Origin of the sequence: Micromonospora sp. NBC_01405 (assembly GCF_045040155.1) — a bacterium.
GTDB lineage: Bacteria > Actinomycetota > Actinomycetes > Mycobacteriales > Micromonosporaceae > Micromonospora.
On sequence record NZ_CP109532.1, the window covers coordinates 3,413,340 to 3,433,442 of the forward strand.

The 20,103-nt window shown below is 70.9% G+C and carries 25 protein-coding genes and 2 pseudogenes; 12 read left to right on the forward strand and 15 right to left on the reverse strand.

The window, feature by feature from the left end; all coding sequences use genetic code 11:
- Positions 1-18 precede the first annotated feature (18 nt).
- From pstS to OG559_RS14525, 4 genes are all read right to left on the reverse strand, one after another.
- Complete coding sequence (gene pstS / locus OG559_RS14510; RefSeq protein WP_405115966.1) at positions 19-1,125, reverse strand: phosphate ABC transporter substrate-binding protein PstS; 1,107 nt, start codon at positions 1,123-1,125, stop codon at positions 19-21.
- 293 nt (positions 1,126-1,418) lie between these two features.
- Complete coding sequence (gene mshD / locus OG559_RS14515; protein WP_405115968.1) at positions 1,419-2,345, reverse strand: mycothiol synthase; 927 nt, start codon at positions 2,343-2,345, stop codon at positions 1,419-1,421.
- Between the two features lie 136 nt (positions 2,346-2,481).
- Positions 2,482-3,372, reverse strand: coding sequence for a polysaccharide deacetylase family protein (locus OG559_RS14520; protein WP_405115970.1), 891 nt, complete (start codon positions 3,370-3,372; stop codon positions 2,482-2,484).
- 220 nt (positions 3,373-3,592) lie between these two features.
- Entirely contained in the window at positions 3,593-4,261 is a 669-nt protein-coding gene (locus OG559_RS14525; protein WP_405116659.1) for a winged-helix domain-containing protein, read from the reverse strand.
- A 298-nt stretch (positions 4,262-4,559) separates the two neighbouring features.
- Between OG559_RS14525 and OG559_RS14530 the strand changes: the two genes are divergently transcribed.
- The 5 genes from OG559_RS14530 (at position 4,560) to OG559_RS14550 (ending at position 8,134) form a co-directional block, all read left to right on the forward strand.
- Positions 4,560-5,618 carry a hypothetical protein gene (locus OG559_RS14530; RefSeq protein ID WP_405115971.1) on the forward strand — a complete coding sequence of 353 codons (1,059 nt, stop codon included), beginning with the start codon at positions 4,560-4,562 and terminating at the stop codon, positions 5,616-5,618.
- 165 nt (positions 5,619-5,783) lie between these two features.
- Positions 5,784-6,572, forward strand: a complete 789-nt coding sequence (locus tag OG559_RS14535) for a DUF2993 domain-containing protein (protein WP_405115973.1) — start codon at positions 5,784-5,786, stop codon at positions 6,570-6,572.
- Positions 6,573-6,683: 111 nt separating this feature from the next.
- Positions 6,684-6,755: an Ms5788A family Cys-rich leader peptide gene (locus OG559_RS14540; RefSeq protein ID WP_405116662.1), complete on the forward strand. Its 72-nt coding sequence runs from the start codon at positions 6,684-6,686 to the stop codon at positions 6,753-6,755.
- 206 nt (positions 6,756-6,961) lie between these two features.
- On the forward strand, positions 6,962-7,810 hold the full coding sequence (locus OG559_RS14545) for a sulfurtransferase (RefSeq protein ID WP_405115975.1): 849 nt from the start codon (positions 6,962-6,964) through the stop codon (positions 7,808-7,810).
- A gap of 3 nt (positions 7,811-7,813) precedes the next feature.
- Entirely contained in the window at positions 7,814-8,134 is a 321-nt protein-coding gene (locus tag OG559_RS14550) for a DUF1416 domain-containing protein (RefSeq protein ID WP_405115977.1), read from the forward strand.
- A 174-nt stretch (positions 8,135-8,308) separates the two neighbouring features.
- On the opposite strand, the pseudogene OG559_RS14555 reads toward OG559_RS14550, so the two are convergent.
- Positions 8,309-8,557, reverse strand: a pseudogene (locus OG559_RS14555) (hypothetical protein); the annotation flags it as partial.
- A complete protein-coding gene (locus tag OG559_RS14560) occupies positions 8,554-8,991 on the reverse strand; it encodes a DivIVA domain-containing protein (protein ID WP_405115979.1) in 438 nt (145 codons plus the stop codon). The pseudogene OG559_RS14555 and the gene OG559_RS14560, both read right to left, overlap by 4 nt.
- A 250-nt stretch (positions 8,992-9,241) precedes the next feature.
- On the opposite strand from OG559_RS14560, the gene OG559_RS14565 reads away from it, so the two are divergent.
- Positions 9,242-9,481 (forward strand): winged helix-turn-helix domain-containing protein, encoded by a 240-nt coding sequence (locus OG559_RS14565; RefSeq protein WP_161686235.1) that lies wholly within the window; start codon positions 9,242-9,244, stop codon positions 9,479-9,481.
- Between the two features lie 145 nt (positions 9,482-9,626).
- Here the strand turns inward: OG559_RS14565 and OG559_RS14570 are convergent, their stop codons facing one another.
- Both OG559_RS14570 and OG559_RS14575 read right to left on the reverse strand, forming a co-directional pair.
- Positions 9,627-10,052 (reverse strand): DUF6924 domain-containing protein, encoded by a 426-nt coding sequence (locus tag OG559_RS14570; RefSeq protein ID WP_405115981.1) that lies wholly within the window; start codon positions 10,050-10,052, stop codon positions 9,627-9,629.
- Positions 10,053-10,925: 873 nt separating this feature from the next.
- Positions 10,926-11,687, reverse strand: coding sequence for a DUF6928 family protein (locus tag OG559_RS14575; protein ID WP_405115983.1), 762 nt, complete (start codon positions 11,685-11,687; stop codon positions 10,926-10,928).
- A 249-nt stretch (positions 11,688-11,936) separates the two neighbouring features.
- On the opposite strand from OG559_RS14575, the gene OG559_RS14580 reads away from it, so the two are divergent.
- Positions 11,937-12,749, forward strand: coding sequence for an alpha/beta fold hydrolase (locus OG559_RS14580; protein ID WP_405115985.1), 813 nt, complete (start codon positions 11,937-11,939; stop codon positions 12,747-12,749).
- 314 nt (positions 12,750-13,063) lie between these two features.
- Positions 13,064-13,630, forward strand: coding sequence for a hypothetical protein (locus OG559_RS14585; protein WP_405115987.1), 567 nt, complete (start codon positions 13,064-13,066; stop codon positions 13,628-13,630).
- A gap of 536 nt (positions 13,631-14,166) precedes the next feature.
- Here OG559_RS14585 and OG559_RS14590 read toward each other — a convergent pair.
- From OG559_RS14590 to OG559_RS14600, 3 genes are read right to left on the reverse strand one after another with little or no spacing between them, the layout of a single operon-like run.
- Positions 14,167-14,589: an SHOCT-like domain-containing protein gene (locus tag OG559_RS14590; protein WP_405115989.1), complete on the reverse strand. Its 423-nt coding sequence runs from the start codon at positions 14,587-14,589 to the stop codon at positions 14,167-14,169.
- An 11-nt stretch (positions 14,590-14,600) separates the two neighbouring features.
- A complete protein-coding gene (locus OG559_RS14595) occupies positions 14,601-14,858 on the reverse strand; it encodes a hypothetical protein (protein WP_405115991.1) in 258 nt (85 codons plus the stop codon).
- Entirely contained in the window at positions 14,858-15,235 is a 378-nt protein-coding gene (locus OG559_RS14600; protein WP_405115992.1) for a DUF2089 domain-containing protein, read from the reverse strand. Before OG559_RS14600 ends, OG559_RS14595 begins: the two co-directional genes overlap by 1 nt.
- A 142-nt stretch (positions 15,236-15,377) precedes the next feature.
- Between OG559_RS14600 and OG559_RS14605 the strand changes: the two genes are divergently transcribed.
- Positions 15,378-16,229: a hypothetical protein gene (locus OG559_RS14605; RefSeq protein ID WP_405115993.1), complete on the forward strand. Its 852-nt coding sequence runs from the start codon at positions 15,378-15,380 to the stop codon at positions 16,227-16,229.
- A gap of 31 nt (positions 16,230-16,260) precedes the next feature.
- Here OG559_RS14605 and OG559_RS14610 read toward each other — a convergent pair whose 3' ends face one another.
- The 3 genes from OG559_RS14610 to OG559_RS14620 are packed head-to-tail and all read right to left on the reverse strand — an operon-like array spanning position 16,261 to position 18,675.
- Positions 16,261-16,848, reverse strand: a complete 588-nt coding sequence (locus tag OG559_RS14610; protein WP_405115994.1) for a TetR/AcrR family transcriptional regulator — start codon at positions 16,846-16,848, stop codon at positions 16,261-16,263.
- A gap of 22 nt (positions 16,849-16,870) precedes the next feature.
- Entirely contained in the window at positions 16,871-17,554 is a 684-nt protein-coding gene (locus OG559_RS14615; protein WP_405115995.1) for an ABC transporter ATP-binding protein, read from the reverse strand.
- Positions 17,551-18,675: an ABC transporter permease gene (locus tag OG559_RS14620; RefSeq protein ID WP_405115996.1), complete on the reverse strand. Its 1,125-nt coding sequence runs from the start codon at positions 18,673-18,675 to the stop codon at positions 17,551-17,553. The genes OG559_RS14615 and OG559_RS14620 overlap by 4 nt, the downstream gene beginning before the upstream one ends.
- A 260-nt stretch (positions 18,676-18,935) precedes the next feature.
- Here OG559_RS14620 and OG559_RS14625 point away from each other — a divergent pair.
- A pseudogene (locus OG559_RS14625) lies at positions 18,936-19,106 on the forward strand (sigma factor); the annotation flags it as partial.
- Between the two features lie 61 nt (positions 19,107-19,167).
- Positions 19,168-19,557: a hypothetical protein gene (locus tag OG559_RS14630; protein ID WP_405117143.1), complete on the forward strand. Its 390-nt coding sequence runs from the start codon at positions 19,168-19,170 to the stop codon at positions 19,555-19,557.
- Between the two features lie 31 nt (positions 19,558-19,588).
- On the opposite strand, the gene OG559_RS14635 is transcribed toward OG559_RS14630, so the two are convergent.
- Complete coding sequence (locus OG559_RS14635) at positions 19,589-19,951, reverse strand: DsrE family protein (RefSeq protein WP_405115997.1); 363 nt, start codon at positions 19,949-19,951, stop codon at positions 19,589-19,591.
- Positions 19,952-19,974: 23 nt separating this feature from the next.
- Here OG559_RS14635 and mtfM point away from each other — a divergent pair, with 23 nt between their 5' ends.
- Entirely contained in the window at positions 19,975-20,079 is a 105-nt protein-coding gene (gene mtfM / locus OG559_RS14640) for a small membrane protein MtfM (protein ID WP_036376929.1), read from the forward strand.
- Positions 20,080-20,103: the final 24 nt, after the last annotated feature.

Genomic DNA, 20,103 nt, shown 5'->3' on the forward strand with positions numbered 1-20,103 from the left:
TCGTGCCGTGGCGTGGGGTCAGGAGAGGTTCTTGACCGCGGCCTCGACCCTGGTCCGGACCGGGTCCGGCAGCGGGGCGTAGCCCAGGTCGGTCAGCTCGGCCTGGCCCTCGGCGCTGGCCGCGTGGCCCAGCAGGCCCTTGACCAGCGGCAGCTTGTCGGCCGCGAGGCCCTTGCCGCAGACGATCTCGTACGTCACCAGGACGATCGGGTACGCCCCGGCCTCCTTGGTGTTGTAGTCGACCGACATCTTGAGGTCGTCGCCCTGGCCCTCGACCTTGGCCCCGGCGATGGTCCTGCCCGCGTTCTCGGCGGTCAGCTCGGCGAACTCGCCCGCCCCGTTGCCGATCTTCGCCATCTTCAGACCGGCGTTCTCGGCGAAGGACCACTCCAGGTAGCCGATCGAGCCGTCGGCGCCCTTGACCGAGCTGGCCACGCCGTCCGAGCCCTTGGCGCCGGTGCCGCCCGGGGCCTTCCACGCCTTGGCGTTCTCGAAGGTCCAGTCCGCACCGGCGGTCTTGGCCAGGAACTTGGTGAAGTTGTCGGTGGTGCCGGACTCGTCCGAGCGGTGCACCGTCTGGATGGTGGTCGACGGCAGCTTGGCGTCCGGGTTGTCGGCCTTGATGGCCGGGTCGTCCCACCTGGTCGCCTTGCCGGCGAAGATCTTCGCCAGGGTGGCCGGCTTGAGCTGGAGGTTGTCCACGCCGCTGACGTTGTAAGCGACGGCCACCGGGCCGATCACCATCGGCAGGTGGACGGCCTTGCCGCCGGAGCACTTGGCGTCGGCCTGCGGCTGCTCCTCCGGCTTGAGGGCCGAGTCGGAGCCGGCGAAGTCGGCGGTGCCGGCGATCAGCGCCTGGATGCCGGCGCCCGAGCCGGACGGCTCGTAGTTGATCGTGCTGCCGGCGCACTTCTGCTGGTAAGCCTTGATCCATTCGGCCATGGCGTTCTTCTGTGCCGAGGAGCCCTGCGCGTTCAGGGTGCCGGTGGCGCAGTCGGCCGCGGCGGCCGACCCGGAGGCGGAGGCGCCGCCGGCGGGCTCGTTGTTGTCCGAGCCGCATGCACTGAGACCGAGCACCGCAGTAAGAGCGAGGCAGGCGATAGTGCCGTGCCGCTGGAGCTTCACCTGAGGGGTTCCCTTCACATCTGGACGGGCCGCGCCGGATGGGGGCCCGGGGATGGCCGGCGTGACCGGCTGACCTGAAAGCTAGGAGCGCCAGGTAGCCGGATTGCCCGTCAGAAGTGAACGAGGGGTGAACAGGTGCGGCCGGACAGGTGGCCATGGGTTGAGGATGGGTTGTCCAATTAGTGAACGCGCGGCTTGGAATCGCTATTGATGCGATATTTCCTGTCGGCCGTTATCGCATCGACGCCTCCGCGTGACATCGCCGTGACGCGCGTGTCGCGGAGTTGGTGGCCTCAGCCGAGGTGGTAGTTGACGTGGGCGCACCAGCGGGCGAAGCCGGTCCGCTCGTACAGCGCGACCGCCGCGGTGTTCGACTCGTCGACGAAGAGCATCACCCGGTCCAGCCCTCGCCGGTCCCGCAGGTGCGCCAGTCCCGCCGCGGTCAGCGCCCGGCCCAGGCCACCGCCGTGCGCCGCCGGGTCGACCCCGAGCACGTAGACCTCGCCGATCCGGGCCGACCCGGGCCGCTCGTGCACCTTGGTCCAGTGGAAACCGAGCAGCCGCCCCGTGGCGGACTCGACGGCGAGCAGGAAGCCGGCCGGGTCGAACCACGGCTCGGTGAGGCGTAACCGCAGGTCGGCTGCCGTCCACCGGCCCTGCTCGGGGTGGCTGGCGAAGGCCCGGGCGTTGAGCGCGAGCCAGGCGTCGTCGTCCGCCCCGGGGACGAACGCGCGCAGGACCACCCCGTCGGGCAGGGGCGGCTCGGCCTGCGGCTCGGCCAGCGGGCGACGTAGCTGCCAGAGCACCCGGGCCCGGGTGAGGCCGAGGTCGACGGCCAGCGCGGCGGCGGACGGGTGGTCGCCGTGCGCCCAGGCCCGCACCGGCCCGGTGGCCGCGTCGAGCGCCGCCCGGGCCAGCACCCGGCCGGTGCCCTGCCGCCGACGGGTGGGGTGGACGGCCAACTCCACGCCGACGCCGACCGCCGGGTCGGTGGTGTCCAGGTGGGCGTAGCCGGTCAGCGCCCCGTCCGGGCCGCGGGTGGCGAGGTGGACGGCCGGGGCCCGCGGGTCACGCAACCGCAGCAGCGTGTGCTCGTCGAACGGGTCGGCTCCGTCGGCGTCCCCGGCCGCCCGGGCCAGGGCCAACACGTCGGCCGCCTCGGCCGCCGTCAGCGCCGCGCTGTGGGTCACCCGGTCGGTCGTCAACTCGGCGCTGCTCATTGCGTAACCGTAACGGGTGCGGCCCGGGCCGTGGCCGCTCCGCCGGCGGTACCCCCGCCATCACGACCCCCGCCACCGCCACGACCACCGCCTCCGCCGGTGGTCGGGGTGTCCCCTGCCGGGGCGGGGTGGTCGCTCAGGTGGCGCCGGTGGGGATGGGCAGGGCCTCCAGCCGGAACCGGCCGGTCAGGTCCGGCAGGAGGCCGTGCAGCGAGTCCACGGTGCCCTGCCGGTCGCCGCCCGCGTCGTGCAGCAGTACGACCGCGCCCGGCCGCACTTCGGCCGAGACCACGGCGGCGACCTTCGCGGCCCCCGGCGCCCTCCAGTCCGACGGGTCGACGGTCCAGTGCAGCGGGATCATGCCGATCTCCTCGGCCACCGACACCACCTGGTAGGTCCACGCGCCGCCGGGCTGACGGAAGTAGCCGATCGGGGCGCCGGGCACGGCGTCCCGGATCGCCGCGTTGGTGCGCAGCAGGTCGGCGCGGATCACGTCCGGCGACCGCTTGCCGAGCAGCACGTCATGCTGCCAGGAGTGGTTGCAGAGGGTGTGCCCGTCGGCCACGATCGCCTGGATCAGGTCGGGGTGGTTCCGGGCGTTCTCGCCGACCACGCAGAAGGTGGCCTTGACGTCGTAATCCCGCAACAGGGCCAGGACCTGCGGGGTGTACCGCGGGTCGGGCCCGTCGTCGAAGGTGAGCGCCACCACCGCCGAGCCCGTGCCGACCCGGGCGCCGAACAGGCCGTCGCCCGCTGTCTCCGGCGGTTGCCCGGTGGCGTCGTCCTGGCCGCCCACGGTGGGACTGGCAGTGGGCCCGGCAGGACCGGAGGTCGGGGCCGGTGGCCGGGGGCGGTTCCCCGGAGGCTGGTCGGCGCGCGGCGGGTCGTCCGCGTGCGCCGAGACTCCCGTGGGGTGTGGCCTCGGCTCGGGGGCCATGCTCTGTCCGAGCGCGTACGCGGAGCCGAGCAGCGCGGCCACCACGACCGCGGCGAGCCCGACGAAGCGCCCGCCCGCTGTGGGGGCCATCAGCCGACACCGCCGCTCGGGCACCGGGACCGGCCCCTGTTCGCCCCCGTGGTCATCGCACGCACCGTCGCCCCTTCCGCCCGTCAACCCGGCAGTCAGAATAAGACCGACGAGTCGTGCAAAAAGGGCAAATCGGGAACAGTGCGGCCGGCGGGACAACCCCGGCCGGACCCGCGAGGGCCCCGACCCGGCTGATCGTGACTCAGGCCGGGATCGTGGCTCAGACCGGGATCGGGGCGTGCTCGGGCTCGGGCAGCGACCGCGACGGCGGTACGACGAACTTGTAGCCGACCTGGCGGACCGTGCCGATCATCGACTCGTACTCCGAGCCGAGCTTGGCCCGCAGCCGCCGCACGTGCACGTCCACCGTCCGGGTGCCGCCGAAGTAGTCGTAGCCCCAGACCTCGCGCAGGAGCTGGTCCCGGGTGAACACCCGGCCCGGGTGCTGGGCCAGGAACTTCAGCAGCTCGAACTCCTTGTACGTCAGGTCGAGCGGCCGGCCCTTGAGCTTCGCGGCGTAGGTGTCCGGGTCGATGGTCAGTTCGCCCGCCCGGATCGAGCCGCCGGCCCCCGCTGTGGCGTTGCTCAGTCGACCGACCGCCAGTCGCAGCCGGGCCTCGACCTCAGCCGGCCCGGCGCCGGCCAGGATGACGTCGTCGACGCCCCAGTCGGCGTTCAGCGCGATCAACCCGGCCTCGGTGACCACCGCGACCAGCGGCACGCCGAGCCCTGTGGCGTGCAGCATCCGGCAGGTGGCCCGGGCCTCGCTCAGCTCCGACCGGGCGTCCACCAGCACGGCGTCCGGACTGGGCCCGGCGACCAGGGTGCGGACGTCGCGCGGCGCGGTGCGCACAGAGTGTGGCAGCAGGTCGAGCGCCGGCAGCACCATCGATGGTTCGCCTGCGCGTGCGGTCACCAGCAGCAGGATCTCCACACGATCACCTCCGTCCCGGCGGCCCTGCGGCCGCGCGCGACCAGCAACACTCCCTGGTGGGGGTGGCGCTGAGAACTTGCGTGGGTCCCGGCGTCGCTGACGGGCGGGTATCGGCTTGAGCGTAACCGACCGCCCCGGCTGCGCTTCCGTTCCGCTTCCCCTTTGTCCGTCTTGCCCGCGATCACGTCGCAGGTTTTAACGTTGCCGAAACCGTGGTCACCACGGTGGCACCCGGGTCTGGCACGATCGGGACGTGTATCCCCCGACCTCCTCCGAGGCCGGCCGGGACCCGTGGGTCGACGACGACGTCCCACCAGGGCCGGCCGGTCGTGCGCACCCACCGGTCCCGCGCACCGGCCCGGACGTCGACGCCGACGGTCCCCCGGCCCGGCGGGGTCGCCCCCGCAGGCTGCGCCGCAGCGGCGACCCGGGCTGGCGACCCGACGACGAGGCCGCCGACGACGACGTCGACGAGGAGGAGTTCGAGCCGGTCGAGGTGCGCCGGCCGCTCTCGCTCACCGTCGCCGGGTTCGCCGCGCTGCTCGGCGTCGGCCTGGTGCTCGGCGCGCAGACCGCCGGGCCCGGGCACCGGTTGCCGTTCGCGTTCATCATCTTCGGCGTGCAGCTGATCTTCGTCCTGGCCTGGACGATGGCCATGCGCCCGCCCGCGCTCCTGCTGGTCGCCCTGGTCAGCGGGGTGGTGGCCGCCGCCGCCGACACCGCCGCCGTGCAGTCCGACATCGCCGGCCTCGCCCCGCTCGGGTACCTGGCCGCCGGCGGCTTCCTGCTCGGCGTGCTCGGGCAACTCGTCCGCCGGGTCGACCGGGTCCGGGTCACCGACTCGCTCGGCACCACCCTGCTGATCGTGGTCGGCGTGGTCGCCTTCGCCACCCTCATCGTGCTCAGCCGGATCCCGGCCGGCACCCAGGCGATCACCGTCTGCCTCACCGCCACCGGTGTCGCGCTGACCGTCGCCCGGCTCACCGACGCGGTGCTGCCCTGGCCCCGGCTCGCGCCGCAGGTGCCCCGGGGCGCGGCGGGCGTGGTGGCCGGCGCGATGGCCGGCACACTGGCCAGCGCCGTGCTGGGCAGCTACCTGGTCAGCTTCACCCCGACCAGCGGTGCGGTGATCGGGCTGGTCGCCGCCGCCACCGCCGTGCTGGCCGACCTCGCCGTCGGGTACGCCGAGGCGGGCCGGCTGATGGCCGGCGAGCCGCCGACGATGTGGGCCGCCCGGCACATGCAGGGCCCGCTCGGCGGCTTCGCCCTGTCCGCCCCGGCGGCGTACGCGATGTGCGTGTTGTTCCTGTGAGCGACCGGCCGGCGGCACCCGCCCGCCGGCCGGGCTCGGCCAACGGTTGAGGGTTTCCCCTCCCGGGTACTGTGCGGTGCGCCGCAGGGCGGCAGCAGTCGCAGGGCGGCAGAAACCGGACCGTCGACGTCCCACGGGCGCCGGCCAGGACAGAAGGAGGCGGGCGTGGCGGAGGCCTACCCGGCGTACGAGGAGCGCCCCCGGCGACGTGGGCGCAAGGTGCTCATCACGCTCCTGGTCCTGCTGGTGATCCTGGCCGGGCTGCTGGTGGCCGCCGACCGGATCGCCGTCGGGGTCGCCGAGCGGGCCATCGCCGACCAGATCACCAAGGAGGTCGCCAAGCAGGACGCGCAGTCCTCGGCGCCCGAGGTCGAGGTCGGCGGCTTCCCCTTCCTCACCCAGGTGCTCGACGGCAGGTACGAGCGGATCACCATCAAGCTGCGCGACGTGCAGGGCGCGGTGCGGGGTGACGCGGTCAGCCTGCCGACGCTGGACGTCGACGCCCGCAACGTGCGGGCCTCCCTGGACACCCTGCGCACCCAGCAGGGCGACGTGGTCGCCGAGACCGTCGACGGCACCGGCACCATCACGTACGACAGCCTGGCCAAGCTCCTCGACCGGCCCGGCCTGACCCTCGGCGAGCGGGACGGCCAGCTCGCCGTCACCGCCCCGGTCGACATTCTCGGGCAGAAGCTGACCGTCACCGGCACCGCCAAGGTGACCGTCGGCAAGGAGGGGCAGGTGTCGTTGAGCTTCGCCGACCTCGACGCCGAGGGGTTGCCGAACATCCCGCTGGCCCGCACCCTGCTCAACAACTACGCCAAGGGCATCTCGATCGACGTGCCCCTGCCCGAGCTGCCGTTCCAGCTCGTCGTGCGTGAGGTCAGGCCGCTGCCCGGGGGGCTCGCGGTGACCGCCGCCGCGAAGAACGTCCCGATCAACTCGGCCGGCTGAACCGCCCGGCCCCCGGCCGGGACGGTGTCGCCCGGCCGGGACGGCCGTCCCGGATGCTGGTCGAGCCGGTGGCACTCCCCGGGACGGCTGGTAGCCTCCCTGTTCATGGGGATGTACCTCACCAAACGGCGCGCGATCGACCTGTGTCGCGTGGCCACCTGCCTGTGTCGCCCCGTCATCTGACGGCGGGGCTGTCCTCGGCCGCCTGACGGCGGCCACCGGCCACAGGGTCTGCGTACCCTCCGGTGTTTCCCCCTCTTCGCCCGGCAGCGGCGCCGTCGCACGAACCCGTGATCCCGTCCTTCCCACTGGGTCCCGCGCGTGGTGCGACAGTCACCTATTTCGATCCCGCGCAGGCTCACCATCCATCCTCACCAGGGAGTGATCTGATGAGTCGCGACACCGCACTCGTCTCGGCCGAATGGGCCGAGAAGAACATCGACGCCCCGGGCGTCGTCTTCGTCGAGGTCGACGAGGACACCTCGGCCTACGACACCGGCCACATCGCCGGCGCGATCAAGCTGGACTGGAGGACCGACCTCCAGGACCAGGTCCGCCGGGACTTCGTCAACAAGAGCCAGTTCGAGGCGCTGCTCTCCGAGCGTGGCGTCGGCAACGACGACGTCGTCGTGCTGTACGGCGGCAACAACAACTGGTTCGCCGCGTACGCGTACTGGTACTTCAAGCTCTACGGCCACCGCGACGTCAAGCTGCTCGACGGCGGTCGCAAGAAGTGGGAGCTGGACGCCCGGCCGCTGGTCACCGACGCGGTGACCCGGCCGCGGACCGAGTACGTCGCGCAGGAGCCGGACACCACGATCCGCGCATTCCGCGACGAGGTCGTCGACGCGATCGGCACCAAGAACCTGGTCGACGTGCGCAGCCCCGACGAGTTCGCCGGCCGGCTGCTCGCCCCCGCCCACCTGCCGCAGGAGCAGGCCCAGCGCGCCGGGCACATTCCCACCGCGATCAGCGTGCCGTGGTCCAAGGCAGCCAACGAGGACGGCACCTTCAAGTCCGACGACGAGCTGCGCAAGATCTACGCCGCCGCCGGGCTGGACGACGGCAAGGAGACCATCGCCTACTGCCGGATCGGCGAGCGCTCCTCGCACAGCTGGTTCGTGCTCCAGGAGCTGCTCGGCCACCCCAACGTGAAGAACTACGACGGTTCCTGGACCGAGTACGGCTCGCTGGTCGGCGTGCCGGTCGCGCTCGGCGACGAGCCCGGGGAGGCCTGAGCCATGACCGCTCCCACCGCTGCCGGGTGCGCCGCGCCCGACCAGGCTGCCCCGCTGCCGGCCAGCCTGGACCTGGAGAAGGAAACCGTCATCACCGGCGCCGTCCGGTCCGAGGCCGGCGAGGTCATCGCGGGCGCGTACGTCCGGCTGCTCGACTCGACCGGTGAGTTCACCGCCGAGGTGGTCACCTCCCCGGCCGGCCAGTTCCGCTTCTTCGCCGCGCCCGGCACCTGGACGCTGCGGGCGCTCTCCCGGCACGGCAACGGCGACGCCGCCGTCACGGCCGCGCGCGGGATCAACGAGGTCGCCGTCACGGTCGCCTGAGGTGTAAGGAAGGGCACCTTGTTAACGCTTTCCGTATAGGAAGGGCCCCTCCTGACACCGGCACCGCGTGGATCGGCTCGGGCCGGCCGCCCCTGAACGGGGTGGCCGGCCCGAGCCGTTTCGCGATAACCGAGACCGCCGGGCGACGGCGGGCATCGGGCGGGGTGCTCACGAGGTGCAGCCGCCCGGATGGCCGACCCGCCGGATGCAGCGACGTCGCCCGCCGAGCCGTCGGTCGCAGAAGACCTGATGCTGCGTGTCCGGCGCGCCCTCCTCGGACACCGTCGTCTCGCCGAGCACCAGCTCCGGCAGGAACGCCAGCGACCGGCCGATCGAGCGGGCCAGCAGCCGCGCCGCCGGCAGGTCGTCGGCGGCGACGGTCAGGTGTACGACGTACCGCTCGCGCTCGGTCGCGGCGGTCACCGGCGGACCACCCGGGGGCCGAACCGGGACTGCCAGTCGCGGAGCGCACCCTTGATCCGCACGTTCTCCTGCCGGGTACGGTCCAGTTCGGCGTGCAGCGCGGTCAACTCGTCGGCGATCCGGTGCAGGAAGCTGTCCACCTCGGCCGGGTTCAGCCCGTGCCGGGACCGGCTGAACCACTGCTGCCGCACCTGACTGGCGCAGAGCGGCCGGTGCGCCGTCGACCGGTGGTGGTGGCCCGCGTTGTGCCGCCCCGGTGGCCCGGACTGGCCGGCGGGCCGGGTGGCGGGTCGGTTGTCGGCGCGGTTGGTCGCGGGCCGGTTGGTGGCGCGGTGCCGGGCCGGTGGCGGCCGGTCGGGTGGCCGCTCGGCTGCCACGGATCGGCCGGTTGCCGTCGACCGGTTCCGGCGGAACAGCCGGAGGAACCTGCGCACGATGAGGACCGCCTTTCCGCAAGGGCAGCCGTGGGATGGCGCTGCCGCTGGAGGCGGCCGGGACGGGCGTATCCCTTCCATCTCCGACACCCGTCCCGACCGGGGGAAGAGCCCTACTCGTTGCCACGCGAGGAGCGCTCACCGGCCAACTTATTTGAAGAACTGGAAAGAGTCAACGACTGGTTGCAGTGCGTGGTTGCACGTGGTGATGAGTGCGTGATCGAATCGGAGGTGCCACGCGAGGAGTGCCATGCCTGCGACCCCGGACTACATCCGGATCTCTGACGAGATAGTTGCCGACGTCAGGTCGGGTAAGTACAAGCCGGGGGACAAGCTGCCCTCGATCAGTGAGCAGTGCGGCCGGTTCAAGGTCAGTGCGTCAACGATCAACCTTGTCAACGTGCGGCTGGAAGCGCTCGGGGTGATCAGCCGTCACCAGGGCAAGGGCATCTTCGTCACCGATCCGGAGACGTGGCTGCGTAAGCCCTGACCGGTAGCTGACACTTCTTCAGGTCCGCATGGGCCTGCCCAGGCGGCCATCGAGCATCGCCTTGATCGACCGGCTGTGACGCCGCGTGACGCCCGGTCAGCGGCAGATAAGTGCATCCGAACGCGGCGATGTGTCGGCATTGCGCTTAGAAGCCTCGAAAGACACCGTCCGGGCCTGCCGACCGCGCGAACTCAAAGAAGTCCATGTTCGCGATCGACAGGTTGCTTTCGATCGCCTGGACCTGCCGTGGCAGTGTCCTGAACGGACCTGTCTCGTCCCCTTCGTTCAGATTGATCACGAGCAGGGGACGCTCCGGCAGCGAGACGGTGACGGTGTCGACGACGAACATGACCGGATGCCTGTGCTGACGCGGGTAGGCGCGAGGATAGCCGGCTGCGATTGCCGTCTCGCTGAGGCCAATCAGCGCTCGGTCTTCGACGAACTCGACACCGGCCACGAATCCCTCTTCCGTGGGGCTGACGATCTCGTCCTTGAGCTGCTCCCACACACCGTCGTCGCGGAAGTCCGCACGTATGACCGGAACGCACCACGTCTCTGGCAGATCAGCCACGGGCACATCGTAGCGAGACCGGACGTTCCCTCCGCGTGACAGGGGACGCATTGTTCTCGGCACGTCCGGAGGCAGGCGCCGGCGATCGGTTACCTTCCATGACGAGCGCTACGCGGCAGATCCGGATGCTGCGCGCGGCAGAGACGCTTGCGATTTTGTTGTCAAACCCAGGTCCATGGTCGAATCGCTCTCCACACCCGTCTACGCCAACATGCGCGCCGTGGATGGAGGAAGACTTCTATGTCGCTCAGCGCGTTGGAGGCAGTACCTCTAATGTGCGGAGCCGACTGGGATCGACGCAGCGCGGCAACTACTCGATCTTCGTCCAGCTGACGATAGACCCTCGCTAAATGACCCAGACATGTGGCGGCCAGGGCGCTGACCTGATGGTCGTCGTGCGTGAGTAACTGAAGATGCAGTTCCTGCAACTCTTTCCAGTCCCCGTCGCCGTACAGGGCGGTGCCGACCATGGCATTCCGCGCCTCAAATAGGTCACCGCGATCAAGCGCTGCGTGTACCTCGGCCGGCGTCGCTGCCGGCGGGTTGTGGAAGACATGATGTCCATGGGGCACAGGTCATATCCTTGCTCACCGTTGAGTCGGCACGGTCAGGCGGCCCCTGAGCTGCTGGAATGTCGTTCGAATTCTGCCAAGTATGGCCCGCCCATCCAATATGGACTTTTCCTTCGAGGTGAAGGCCCGGCTCGTTGAGCCGGGCCTTCACCTCACTCCTGGCTCCGTTGGCGATGCATATGCAACGTTTGCCCGACTGGTCCGGCGCGAACCGCAGCTCGGGGTGATCTCGACTGCTTCAACGCGATCTGTGGCATGAGCGGGCGGGTGCCGGCACGACGGCTGACCGTCTGTCGATGACTCAGAGAGCGTCGAAGCTGAAAGCTTCCATCGTTCCGTCCGGTCTCATCCGGAACAGGCGGGGCGGTCCCATCCGTTGGCGCGCCCGCTGGTAGCCGGCTTCGCGCTCGGCCTGCTCGCGCCCCGTTGGGTCGGTCACCCGGAAGCCCTGCAGTGGGACGGTTTCCGCGTCGATGTCGTCCGGTTCAGGCTGGCCTTCGATCGCAAAGCCGAACAGCGCACGTAGCGCCTCCTCGCCCAGTTCGAGCGGATGGAACGGAAACGGATACGGCCCCCGCTCGGGCAATCCAGGTACCGGCTCGACAGGATGTTCGCCGGCCCAGAATGGCAGCTCGAAGTCGTACGGCTCGCCAATGTTCTCCTCAATGCCTCCGTGCGGTGACAGGCTCAACGAGCGGACCAGTTCCCCGTCCTCCCAGACGGCGAAGCACAGCCAATCCACCACGGAATGCATCCCGTGCATCACGATGCGTCGACCAGCGCCGGCCGCGTGCAGGTGTTCGGGGAGCGCGGACGGGCGGTCGAGCACCAGCCTGCGGTCGCACAGCAACTCGGCTCCGGCCAGCACAGCGGCGTAGGTGATGTCGTCCGGCGGGTACGGCCGGTCGAACAGCGTGCCGTCGCCGGCGCGCGACACCTCGTACTCCGGGTGGGCCCAACGCACGAGTTCCTCAGCCTCGGCCGGATCGCAGGGCGTCGCGCCGCGCAATGCCAGAGGCAGCTCCCCGTCAGTAAACGCAAGCAGCGAGGTCTTCGCACCCATGCCCGCCCCCTTCAGCAGTCCGCCGTGCGATGGCGGTTGGCACCGTACCGGCAGTTGACCATGAAAGCGACCACCTTCAGCTCAAGGGCTCACGCCACCGCAGGCAGACCTCGTCGGCGATCGGCGATCGCCGATCGCGCGGATCGCGGCATGTGAGTGCGCTTTGGCATTGCCACACTGCACAACACGGCGACGCATGTCTATAAGCTGTACTGGGTGTTGCGTTGGCTGTCTAGCGGGAGAGGCGCTGTGGACCTTGCGTTGCCGGACGGCCGGGTCCTGGGCTGGGCGGAGTACGGCGATCCAGCCGGGCCGCCGGTGGTGTTCCTGCACGGCACGCCGGGCTCTCGGATCAGCCGCCCGGACGACACGGCGTTGGCGGACGTCCGCCTGATCACCGTCGACCGGCCCGGGTACGGTCGGTCCACACCTGTCCGACAGCCAATGCTCCTCGGCGTCGCTGACGACGTCGGTACGCTGATGAGCTCTCTGCGGATCGAGCGCTTCGGCCTGATCGGGTTCTCTGGGGGCGCGCCGTACGCCGTGGCCTGTGGGGTCCGGTTCCCGCATCGACTGACGGGGGTGGTCGCCGCAGGCTTCACCGGCCCATATCGGGAACTGCGCACGGTGCGTGGCTGGCAGCGGTTTCACGCGTGGGTCTTGCGGACCGTTCCCGGGCTCGGGCGCCGCTACGTGACCCGCGCCGCCGCATGGTACGCCGAGGATCCGCTCAAGCAGCACCGGCAACTGCTTGCCGCAGGCCAGGACCCCTGGATGCGGCCCTACGAGGAGTCCAACCGCGAGGGTGCCCGCCAGGGCGCAGTGGGGCTGGCCGGCGACTGGCTCGCCACCGACATCCGCCCATGGGGGTTTGGCCTGCGCGACGTGCCCTGCCGCGTCCTCATCTGGGCCGGTCGACACGACCCCGGCCGAGCGGTTCCCGACGCACCGCTGATCGCCGCACGGATGCCCAACGGCAAGATTCGCATCAGCGAGGACGCAGCCCACACGCCGTCTCCGGCCCACTGGCAAGCGATGCTGACGTGGGTAACAAGCGGCTGAAAACCGGCGCTCCCCAGGTGGCCGCAACGCCGTCGACAAGCGGGAGATCTACGTTCGGCTGGCCGGCCTGCGCTCTGCCCGTCGATCTGATGGGCGCCCGGGGTCGGAGTCGGCTTTCGTGTCACGGTCCGGCAGCGGCGCTCTTGACCTGACCGCGACCGGCAGCGGAGTCGGTTGATGGTTTACACGACGGCCTCGGTTGATGCTTGACATGATCGCTCCGGCGTCGCATCGAGCGCGCGACTCGCGGCAGATGCGGATGCCGGATCATGGCTTGTCCGTCGACGTTGACGCCGTCCGACAATAATGGCGAGATGCTTGCGACCAACGCCTGGTGGAACGCGATAGACCCGCAGTTGCTGAAGCAGATAGACGAGTTGCTGTGCACGGGCCGACTGATCCAGGCGGTCGTCCTCCTGCGCCAGGAAGGCGGACTGCAACCGCCGCCCGGCCTGTACGAGGCGCAGGATCTGCTGATCGAGCGACGCGTCGAGCTGGACCGGCAAGGTCTCGTTGAGCCCGAGCCACCGCCACCGACGACCGCGCAGCTGATCGAGAAGGCCGACGCCATCACCGCACCAATCCTCGCCGTCGAAGCCTTTTGGGACGGCGACACGCAGGGCTGGTGCGTCGACTTGGTGGCGATCGTGAGCCGACCGGGCCGAAACCGCGATCACTTCGATGAAGTGCCGTTGACGGTGCTACGACACGGCGGCGACGTCCGCCTGTTCAACGGACGGGTACCGCCCTGGCCGGAGGCACAACAGGCGATCGAGCAGGGCCAGGCTGTCGCGCGACATGTCGGCGTGCCGTTCCACTTCACTAACCCGGAAGCGCCGGACGTCGACCTGCCGCGCTGGTGGGACACACAACCCACCTGACGAGCACAGCACCTTCGGCCATCACCGGGGATCCGAGATACCGGCGGGACCATGCACGCTCATCGGCAGAAGCGGATGGGCCGCTCCGCTCACCGCCGTATCGCTGGCGAGTCGATCGAGCGCATCCTGGAAGAGATCGAGGACGCGGCGATCGCCAGCGCTGCCGTGGCGCGTCGATCGTCCGAAGGGCCCGGGATTCCCTGGGTGCAGGCAGTCCGGGCGATTCCCCCAGGAGGGATCCGTTCCTGACGCCAACCGCTGCGCATCGGCTCGGGCCGGTCGTCCTCAGGGGTGACCGGCCCGAGCCGTGACCGTTGCGGCGCCCGCCCGCCTTCACGGGTACCCGGCCAGGACGTGCGCCCACCTCGCCGGGGTCCGGTTGCGCGCGGACCTCGCCGCTCCCGGTGTGAAGTCGACCCGGCTGGCTGCGCGGCTATTCTTCAGGTTGGCAGTTCAACCGTGCACTGCTGTGGCGGGCGCGGCCTCGGGAGGGTGTTCCAGCACCCTCTCGGGGGTCCGTCAAACTCCGACGGCGCCTACTCGCAGAAGACCCGCACTTTGGCATCCGGCTGGTCCACCTCCACGGTCATCTCGTCGAGGTGCTCCACGAGCGCCTCGAGCTGTTCGGGCTTGAGCTGCGTCAGGTCGAACGGCACGCCCGACTTGCTCAGTTCGGCGTTGGCCTGGCCCAGTGCCTGCGGCGGGATCAGGGCCGCCAGCCGTACGCCGGCCCGCAGCAGTTGCAGCGGCACCCGCACGTTGACCCGTCCCGACTCGCCGTTCTCGACGGTGTCCACCAACACCCGCAGGTACTTCGCCCTGCCCTTCGGCCGGGTGTCGAGGCTCGACGCCGCCTCCGGCTGGTCCCGTTCGAGCGCGGCGATGAGCTGCTCCGCCTCCTCTGCGGTGATCTTGCCCGCGGCCAGCATGTCGAGGATGTCCCTGCGCTGTTCGTTCATCGGAACCTCTCCTATCGGATGGTTACGAGCACAGCCGAACGGCCCTGCTCGATGTCGACCCGGGTGCCGGGCAACGCGGATACGACGCGCCAACCGGTGCCGAGCGCGCGCACCACACTGATGCGGTACACGAGGCAGGCCATGGCCGCCACCAGCACGACCAGGACCACGACCGGCGAGAACACGAGCACTACGGGAAGCACCGGGACCCAGATCCGGATGGGACGACCGCCCGGGCGTTTGACCCGTACGGTCAGCAACTGCGGCATCACGTGCGGCCCTCCAGTTCGGACAGCGCCTGCTGTGTGGTGATCTCGCCGCGACGCAACCGGTCGATGACGTCGGCCCGCGACGGCGCCGGATCGGTCTCGACGAAGTCGAGCATCTGCATGATCCGGTTCAGTCGTGACTTGATCGTCGGGTAGCTCACCCCGAAGATCCGCTCCATCTCCTTGATGGACCCGTGACACCGCACGAACGCCGTGACGAAGACCTGATCCTCGACGTTGAGCTGAGCCAGCTGCGGCAGCTCGAACTCGCCCTCGATCGCGACGCCGCTGCCCACCAGGCGCACCCGCTCGACGACGAACGGCTGGCCCCGGGTCAGGTTCGTGAGTTCCTGCCAGTCCATCGCCTGCTCTGTCATATCTAATTTTTACCCCGCTTAACTTCAACTTTCAAGATGTTGATCTTAATTTTCTTAAGCGAGCGCTTCGGCGGTCGGCTGCACCGGCGGGTGGAGCCGGCGCGCCGGACGGGGTGGCGACACCGCGTGACACGATGGCCCGGTGAGTGGTGCTGCCCAGGCGGGATACGCCCCGCCGACCGGTCCCCGAGAGCCGACGCCCGCCCGCCGTCGGTCCCACTGGCTGCTGGCCGCGACCGTGGCCTGGGCGGTGCTGCTCGGCGTACTGACCTGGGTGTCGGTCCGCGACGACGGGCCGACCGTCCGCGAGCAGCGCAGCCTGGCCCAGGCCGGGCCGGTGGTCGACCGGGCGGTCGGTGAGCTGGTCGCGGCGGCTGGCGACGGGGTCGTCGCGCTCGAGCCGGACCGGATCGAGCGTGGCTGCCGGGTGACCCCGCTGCTCGACGGCGCGACGCTGGAGCGCGGGGTGGAGATTCTCGACCCCGGCGCCGACCCGCGCGCGGTGCTCACCCGGGTCGCCGACCGGCTTCCGGCGGGTTGGCAGGCCGGGGTTCGGGCCACCGACGATGGCCCCCGGCTGCGCGCCGACGCGGGGGAGTTCGTGCTGGTGGCGGGGCGATCGGCCGGCGACGGCCGGATCCGGTTGACCGTCCGCACCGGGTGCCGCCCGATCGGCGACGGCTACCGGCCACCCGCCGCCCAGGCCGGCCCGGAATCGGACGCCCTGGCCGCCGCCCTGCGCGCGCTCGGCCACCCGGCGCCCGTCCCACCCGCGCAGCAGCTCGCCGCGCCCTGCCCCGGCACCGACCGCCAGGCCCGCACCGCCCGCCTCACCCTCGACCCCGCCCCGGCGGAGCCGGCCCGCGCGCTCGCCCCGGTCGCGGCCGACGCCGCCGTCCTGGCAACCCCCGAGGTGTACGCCTACCGTCAGGGCGTGGTCACCGTGGCCCTGGCCGGCTCCGACCTGACCGCCACCACCGGCTGCCGCGCCTGAACCCGTCCCGTCCGGCGGAACGGGTAGCCGGCTATGGGGTTCCGCGGCCCAGCAGGAACGGGCCGAGCAGTTCACGGACCCGTTCCCCGGTGGCGGTCGGGTCCGACCCCGCCTCGATCATGCGGCTGGCGGTGTAGACCACCGAGCTGATCAGCCCCGCCGTGCTGGCCGGGTCGGGCAGCCCCAGCTCGCTCAGGGCGGCCACCAGGGGGCCGCTCATCTGCTCGTGCATCTGCCGGGTGCTGGCGTTGGTCTCCTCGCCCGGCACCGACTCGATCAGGGCGGTGGCGAGGGCGTGCTCACCCTCGGCGACCAGGCGGAGGTTCGCGGCGACGTACGCCAACACCTGTTCCCCCGGGCCGCCGGCCGCGGCCATCGCGTCGGTCACCTGGCGGGACCAGTTCGGCAGCACCTCCCTCACCAGCTCCAGCAGCAGGGCGTCGCCGGAGCGGAAGTACTCGTACACCGACGAACGGGCCAGCTTCGCGCGGGCCGCCACCGCGGCGAGGGTGGGCGGGTGGCGGGGGTCCTCGGCCAGCAGCGACCGGGCGGCGTCGAGGAGGGCCCGACGCCGCTCGGCCCGGTGCTGGGCTACGGTCGGCGCGTTGATGCGTGGCATGGGCCCTCCTCCTGCACGTCCGTCAGCCGGTGGACAGCCGCCCGTCAATCATCTCAACCACCCGGTCGCAGTGCTCCAGCACGTCCTGGTCATGGGTGACCATGACGCTGGCGACCGCCGACTGCTTCGTCTCCTGGGCCAGCAGTTGCACCACCTCGTGGCTGCGCGCCCGGTCCAGCGCGGCCGTCGGCTCGTCCACCAGCAGCAGCGACGGGTGCCCCACGAGGGCGCGGGCGATGCCCACCCGCTGGCGCTCGCCGCCGGAGAGCTGGTGGGGACGCCGGTCCGCCCGGTGCGCCATCCCCACGTCGGCGAGGAGTTGCGCCGGGTCGTGGGAGTCGATCCGCTTTTTGCTGAGGTTGGTGACCAGCCGGAGTTGGTCCAGGGCGGTGAGCGCCGGCAGCAGGTTGCCGCTCTGGAACACGAAACCGATGTGGTCGCGGCGGTACGCCGCCCTCGCCCGGTCGTTCATCGCGGTGACGTCGCGCCCGTCGATGGTGACCGTCCCCTCGTCGGGGGTGGTCAGCGCCCCGGCGATCGCCAGCAGGCTGGACTTGCCGGAGCCGGAGGGGCCGACGACGGCGACCAGTTCACCCGGCCGGACCATCAGGTCGACGCCGTCCAGGGCGGTGACCGTGTCGTCGCCGTCCCCGAGGCGCAGGGTCACGCCGGACAGGACGAGGCCGGTGCGTTCGGTGCTGCTCATCGTTGTCCTCCCAGGGCGGCGAGCGGGTCGATGGAGGCAACGCGGACGATCGCCGCGCAGGCGCCGAGGAGACCGAGCAGGACCAGGAGCAGGCTCGCGAGGGTCACGGCGGGCGCTTCGAGGGCGAACGGCACGCCGCTGCCGCCCATCAGGCCGCCGAGGGCGACCCCGACCGCCACCCCCGCGGCGATCGAGGCCACGAGGACGACCAGCGCCTGCGCCAGGCCATCCCGCAGCAGGTACGGCTTGGCGGCCCCCATCGCGCGCAGCACAGCCAGTTCGTGTTTGCGGCTGATCGTCCAGACCGTGAAGAACGCGCCGACGACCAGCGCCGAGATGGCGTACAGGAAGACCTGGATGAGCATCAGCGTGGAGGTCTCGGCGCTGTAGCCCGGCGACGCACCGTACGACTCCCGCTTCGCGAGGGTCGTCGTGCCGGCGGCGGCGTCCCCGGCGGCGAGGTCGGCGGTGTCGTCGGCCCTGATGGCGACCGCGGTGGCCTGCTCGGCGGCCTTGGCGGGAAGCTCCTGGCCGGGGCCGACTCCGGCGTGCAGGCGCTGCCAGGCCGCCAGTGGCAGGTAGGCCACGTCGACGTGACCGAAGGTGTGCTGGTCGGCGGTGGCACCGACGATCTTGAGCGGGGTGCCGATCCGGTCGACGGTCACCGTGTCTCCGACCCGCAGGCCGGCGTCGAGGGCGGTCCGCGAGACGACGATCCCGTCGGGTGCGCCCAGCCCGGTCCCCTCGCCGGTCGACGGGGCCAGGAAGGAGTTCGGCTCGACGCCGAAGAGGGCGAGGTCGACCGGTACGCCCCGGTCGCTGCGTGCGTTGACCAGCATGTTGCCGAAGGGCGCGGCCTCCCGCACGCCGGGTTGCTGGCGCCACCGGGCGACCTGCTGGTTGTCCACGACGCTACGCGAGAAGGCCGAGTCGAGCTTGGTGCCGCCGTCGAAGGCGAAGGCGGTCACCGGCAGCCGTTGCAGGCCGGATACGCCGTCGTTGACCAGGCCAGACGACAGCCCGGAGAGCAGCACCATCAGCACCGCGATGAGGGCGACCACGCTGCCCATCAGCGTGAACCGCCAGCGCGCGAAGCGAAGCTCGCGCAGGGCCAGGAACATTCGTCCTCCTCGGGGAGCGTCCCCTTTTGCCGACATGATGTCGGAAAGGATACCGACTCGGTGTCGGTAAGAATTCGGGGGTACGCGTGGCCGCCGCGCGAGGGCGATCGCCTTCTCCTTCAGTCGCGATGTGCTCGCCGCCGTCGTCAACGCTTCGTCCCCAAGGCCCGTCATAGGGCTGTAGGGGCGAAGGAGGCAACGTGCCAAGCGAACGAGATGAGCAGTTCGGGCAGTTCGTGCTGGACCGGCGTGCCGAGTTGGTGCGGACGGCCAGGTTGATCACCGGCGGTGACCACCATCTGGCCGAGGACCTGGTCCAGACGACGATGACGAAGCTCTACGTCAAGTGGCCGGCGTACTGCCGGGCCGGTAATCCGAGCGGCTATGTGTACCGAATCATGGTCAACGCGCTGACCGATGAGCGGCGTCGCCCGTGGTGGCGGCGGGAACGCTCCACGGCGGCCCTGCCTGACATCGCGCACGGTCAGGCTGGTGGCCTACACCGGCGAGCAGCCCACCGGGTTCACCGTCGACGAGGTGCCGGAGGGCTGGGAGGTCCAGGGTTCCGACGAGTCCGCCTTCATGCTCGCCCCGAAGGGCATCGCCGACCAGGACCCCCAATCGTTCGTTGGCAAGATCGGCATCGTGCTGCAGAGAAGGCTGCCGGACGTGACGACGAAGAAGGTGACCGTCAACGGCCAGCCGGCTCTGCTGGCCACGATGGCCGGCAACGCCCGGCCCGGCACCGTCTTCATCAAGCAGCCCACCGGCGCGTACCTGGCGATCCAGGTGTGGCAGACCCTCAACTGGGGCGAAAAGGAGATCGTGCGGTTCGCCGAAGGCGTACACGTCGGGAAGGACGCCCGCCCGATCGTGAGCTGAGCTCGATCACCGGGGGCGGTCAGGGCGGGGGTCAGTAGACCAGGGCCTGCGCGCCCTCGGCCATCGCCTCCTCGACGAAGACCGCCGCCCCGGCGATCCGCACCCCCGGCAGCACGTCGTCGGGGCCGATGTCCCGGCGGGCCGCGCACTGCGTACAGGCCGTCACCTTGCCGGTGCTCATGATCACGTGCAGCAGCTCGGCCAACGGCGCGGAGTGCGGCAGCTCGAACTCCTGCGCCCGTCCGGGCAGCGCGAACCAGGTGGACTCCCCGGTCAGCCAGAGTGAGACGTCCACCCCGGAGGCCGCAGCGGTGGCGGCGACGGTGAAGGCCTGTGCGCACCGCTCCGGGGCGTCGGCCCCTGCGGTGACCTTGACGACGAGAGTGCGGGCCATGTCGCCAGCATAGGATGGCCCGGATGGTTACCGAGATCGGGTTCGTCAGCCTGCTGGTCGCCGGCCTGGGCGCACTCGCCGGTGGCCTGGTCTACCTTGCCGTACGCATGTCGAGAGGACGTTGGTGAGCGCGACGTTGGTGAGCGCGAGGA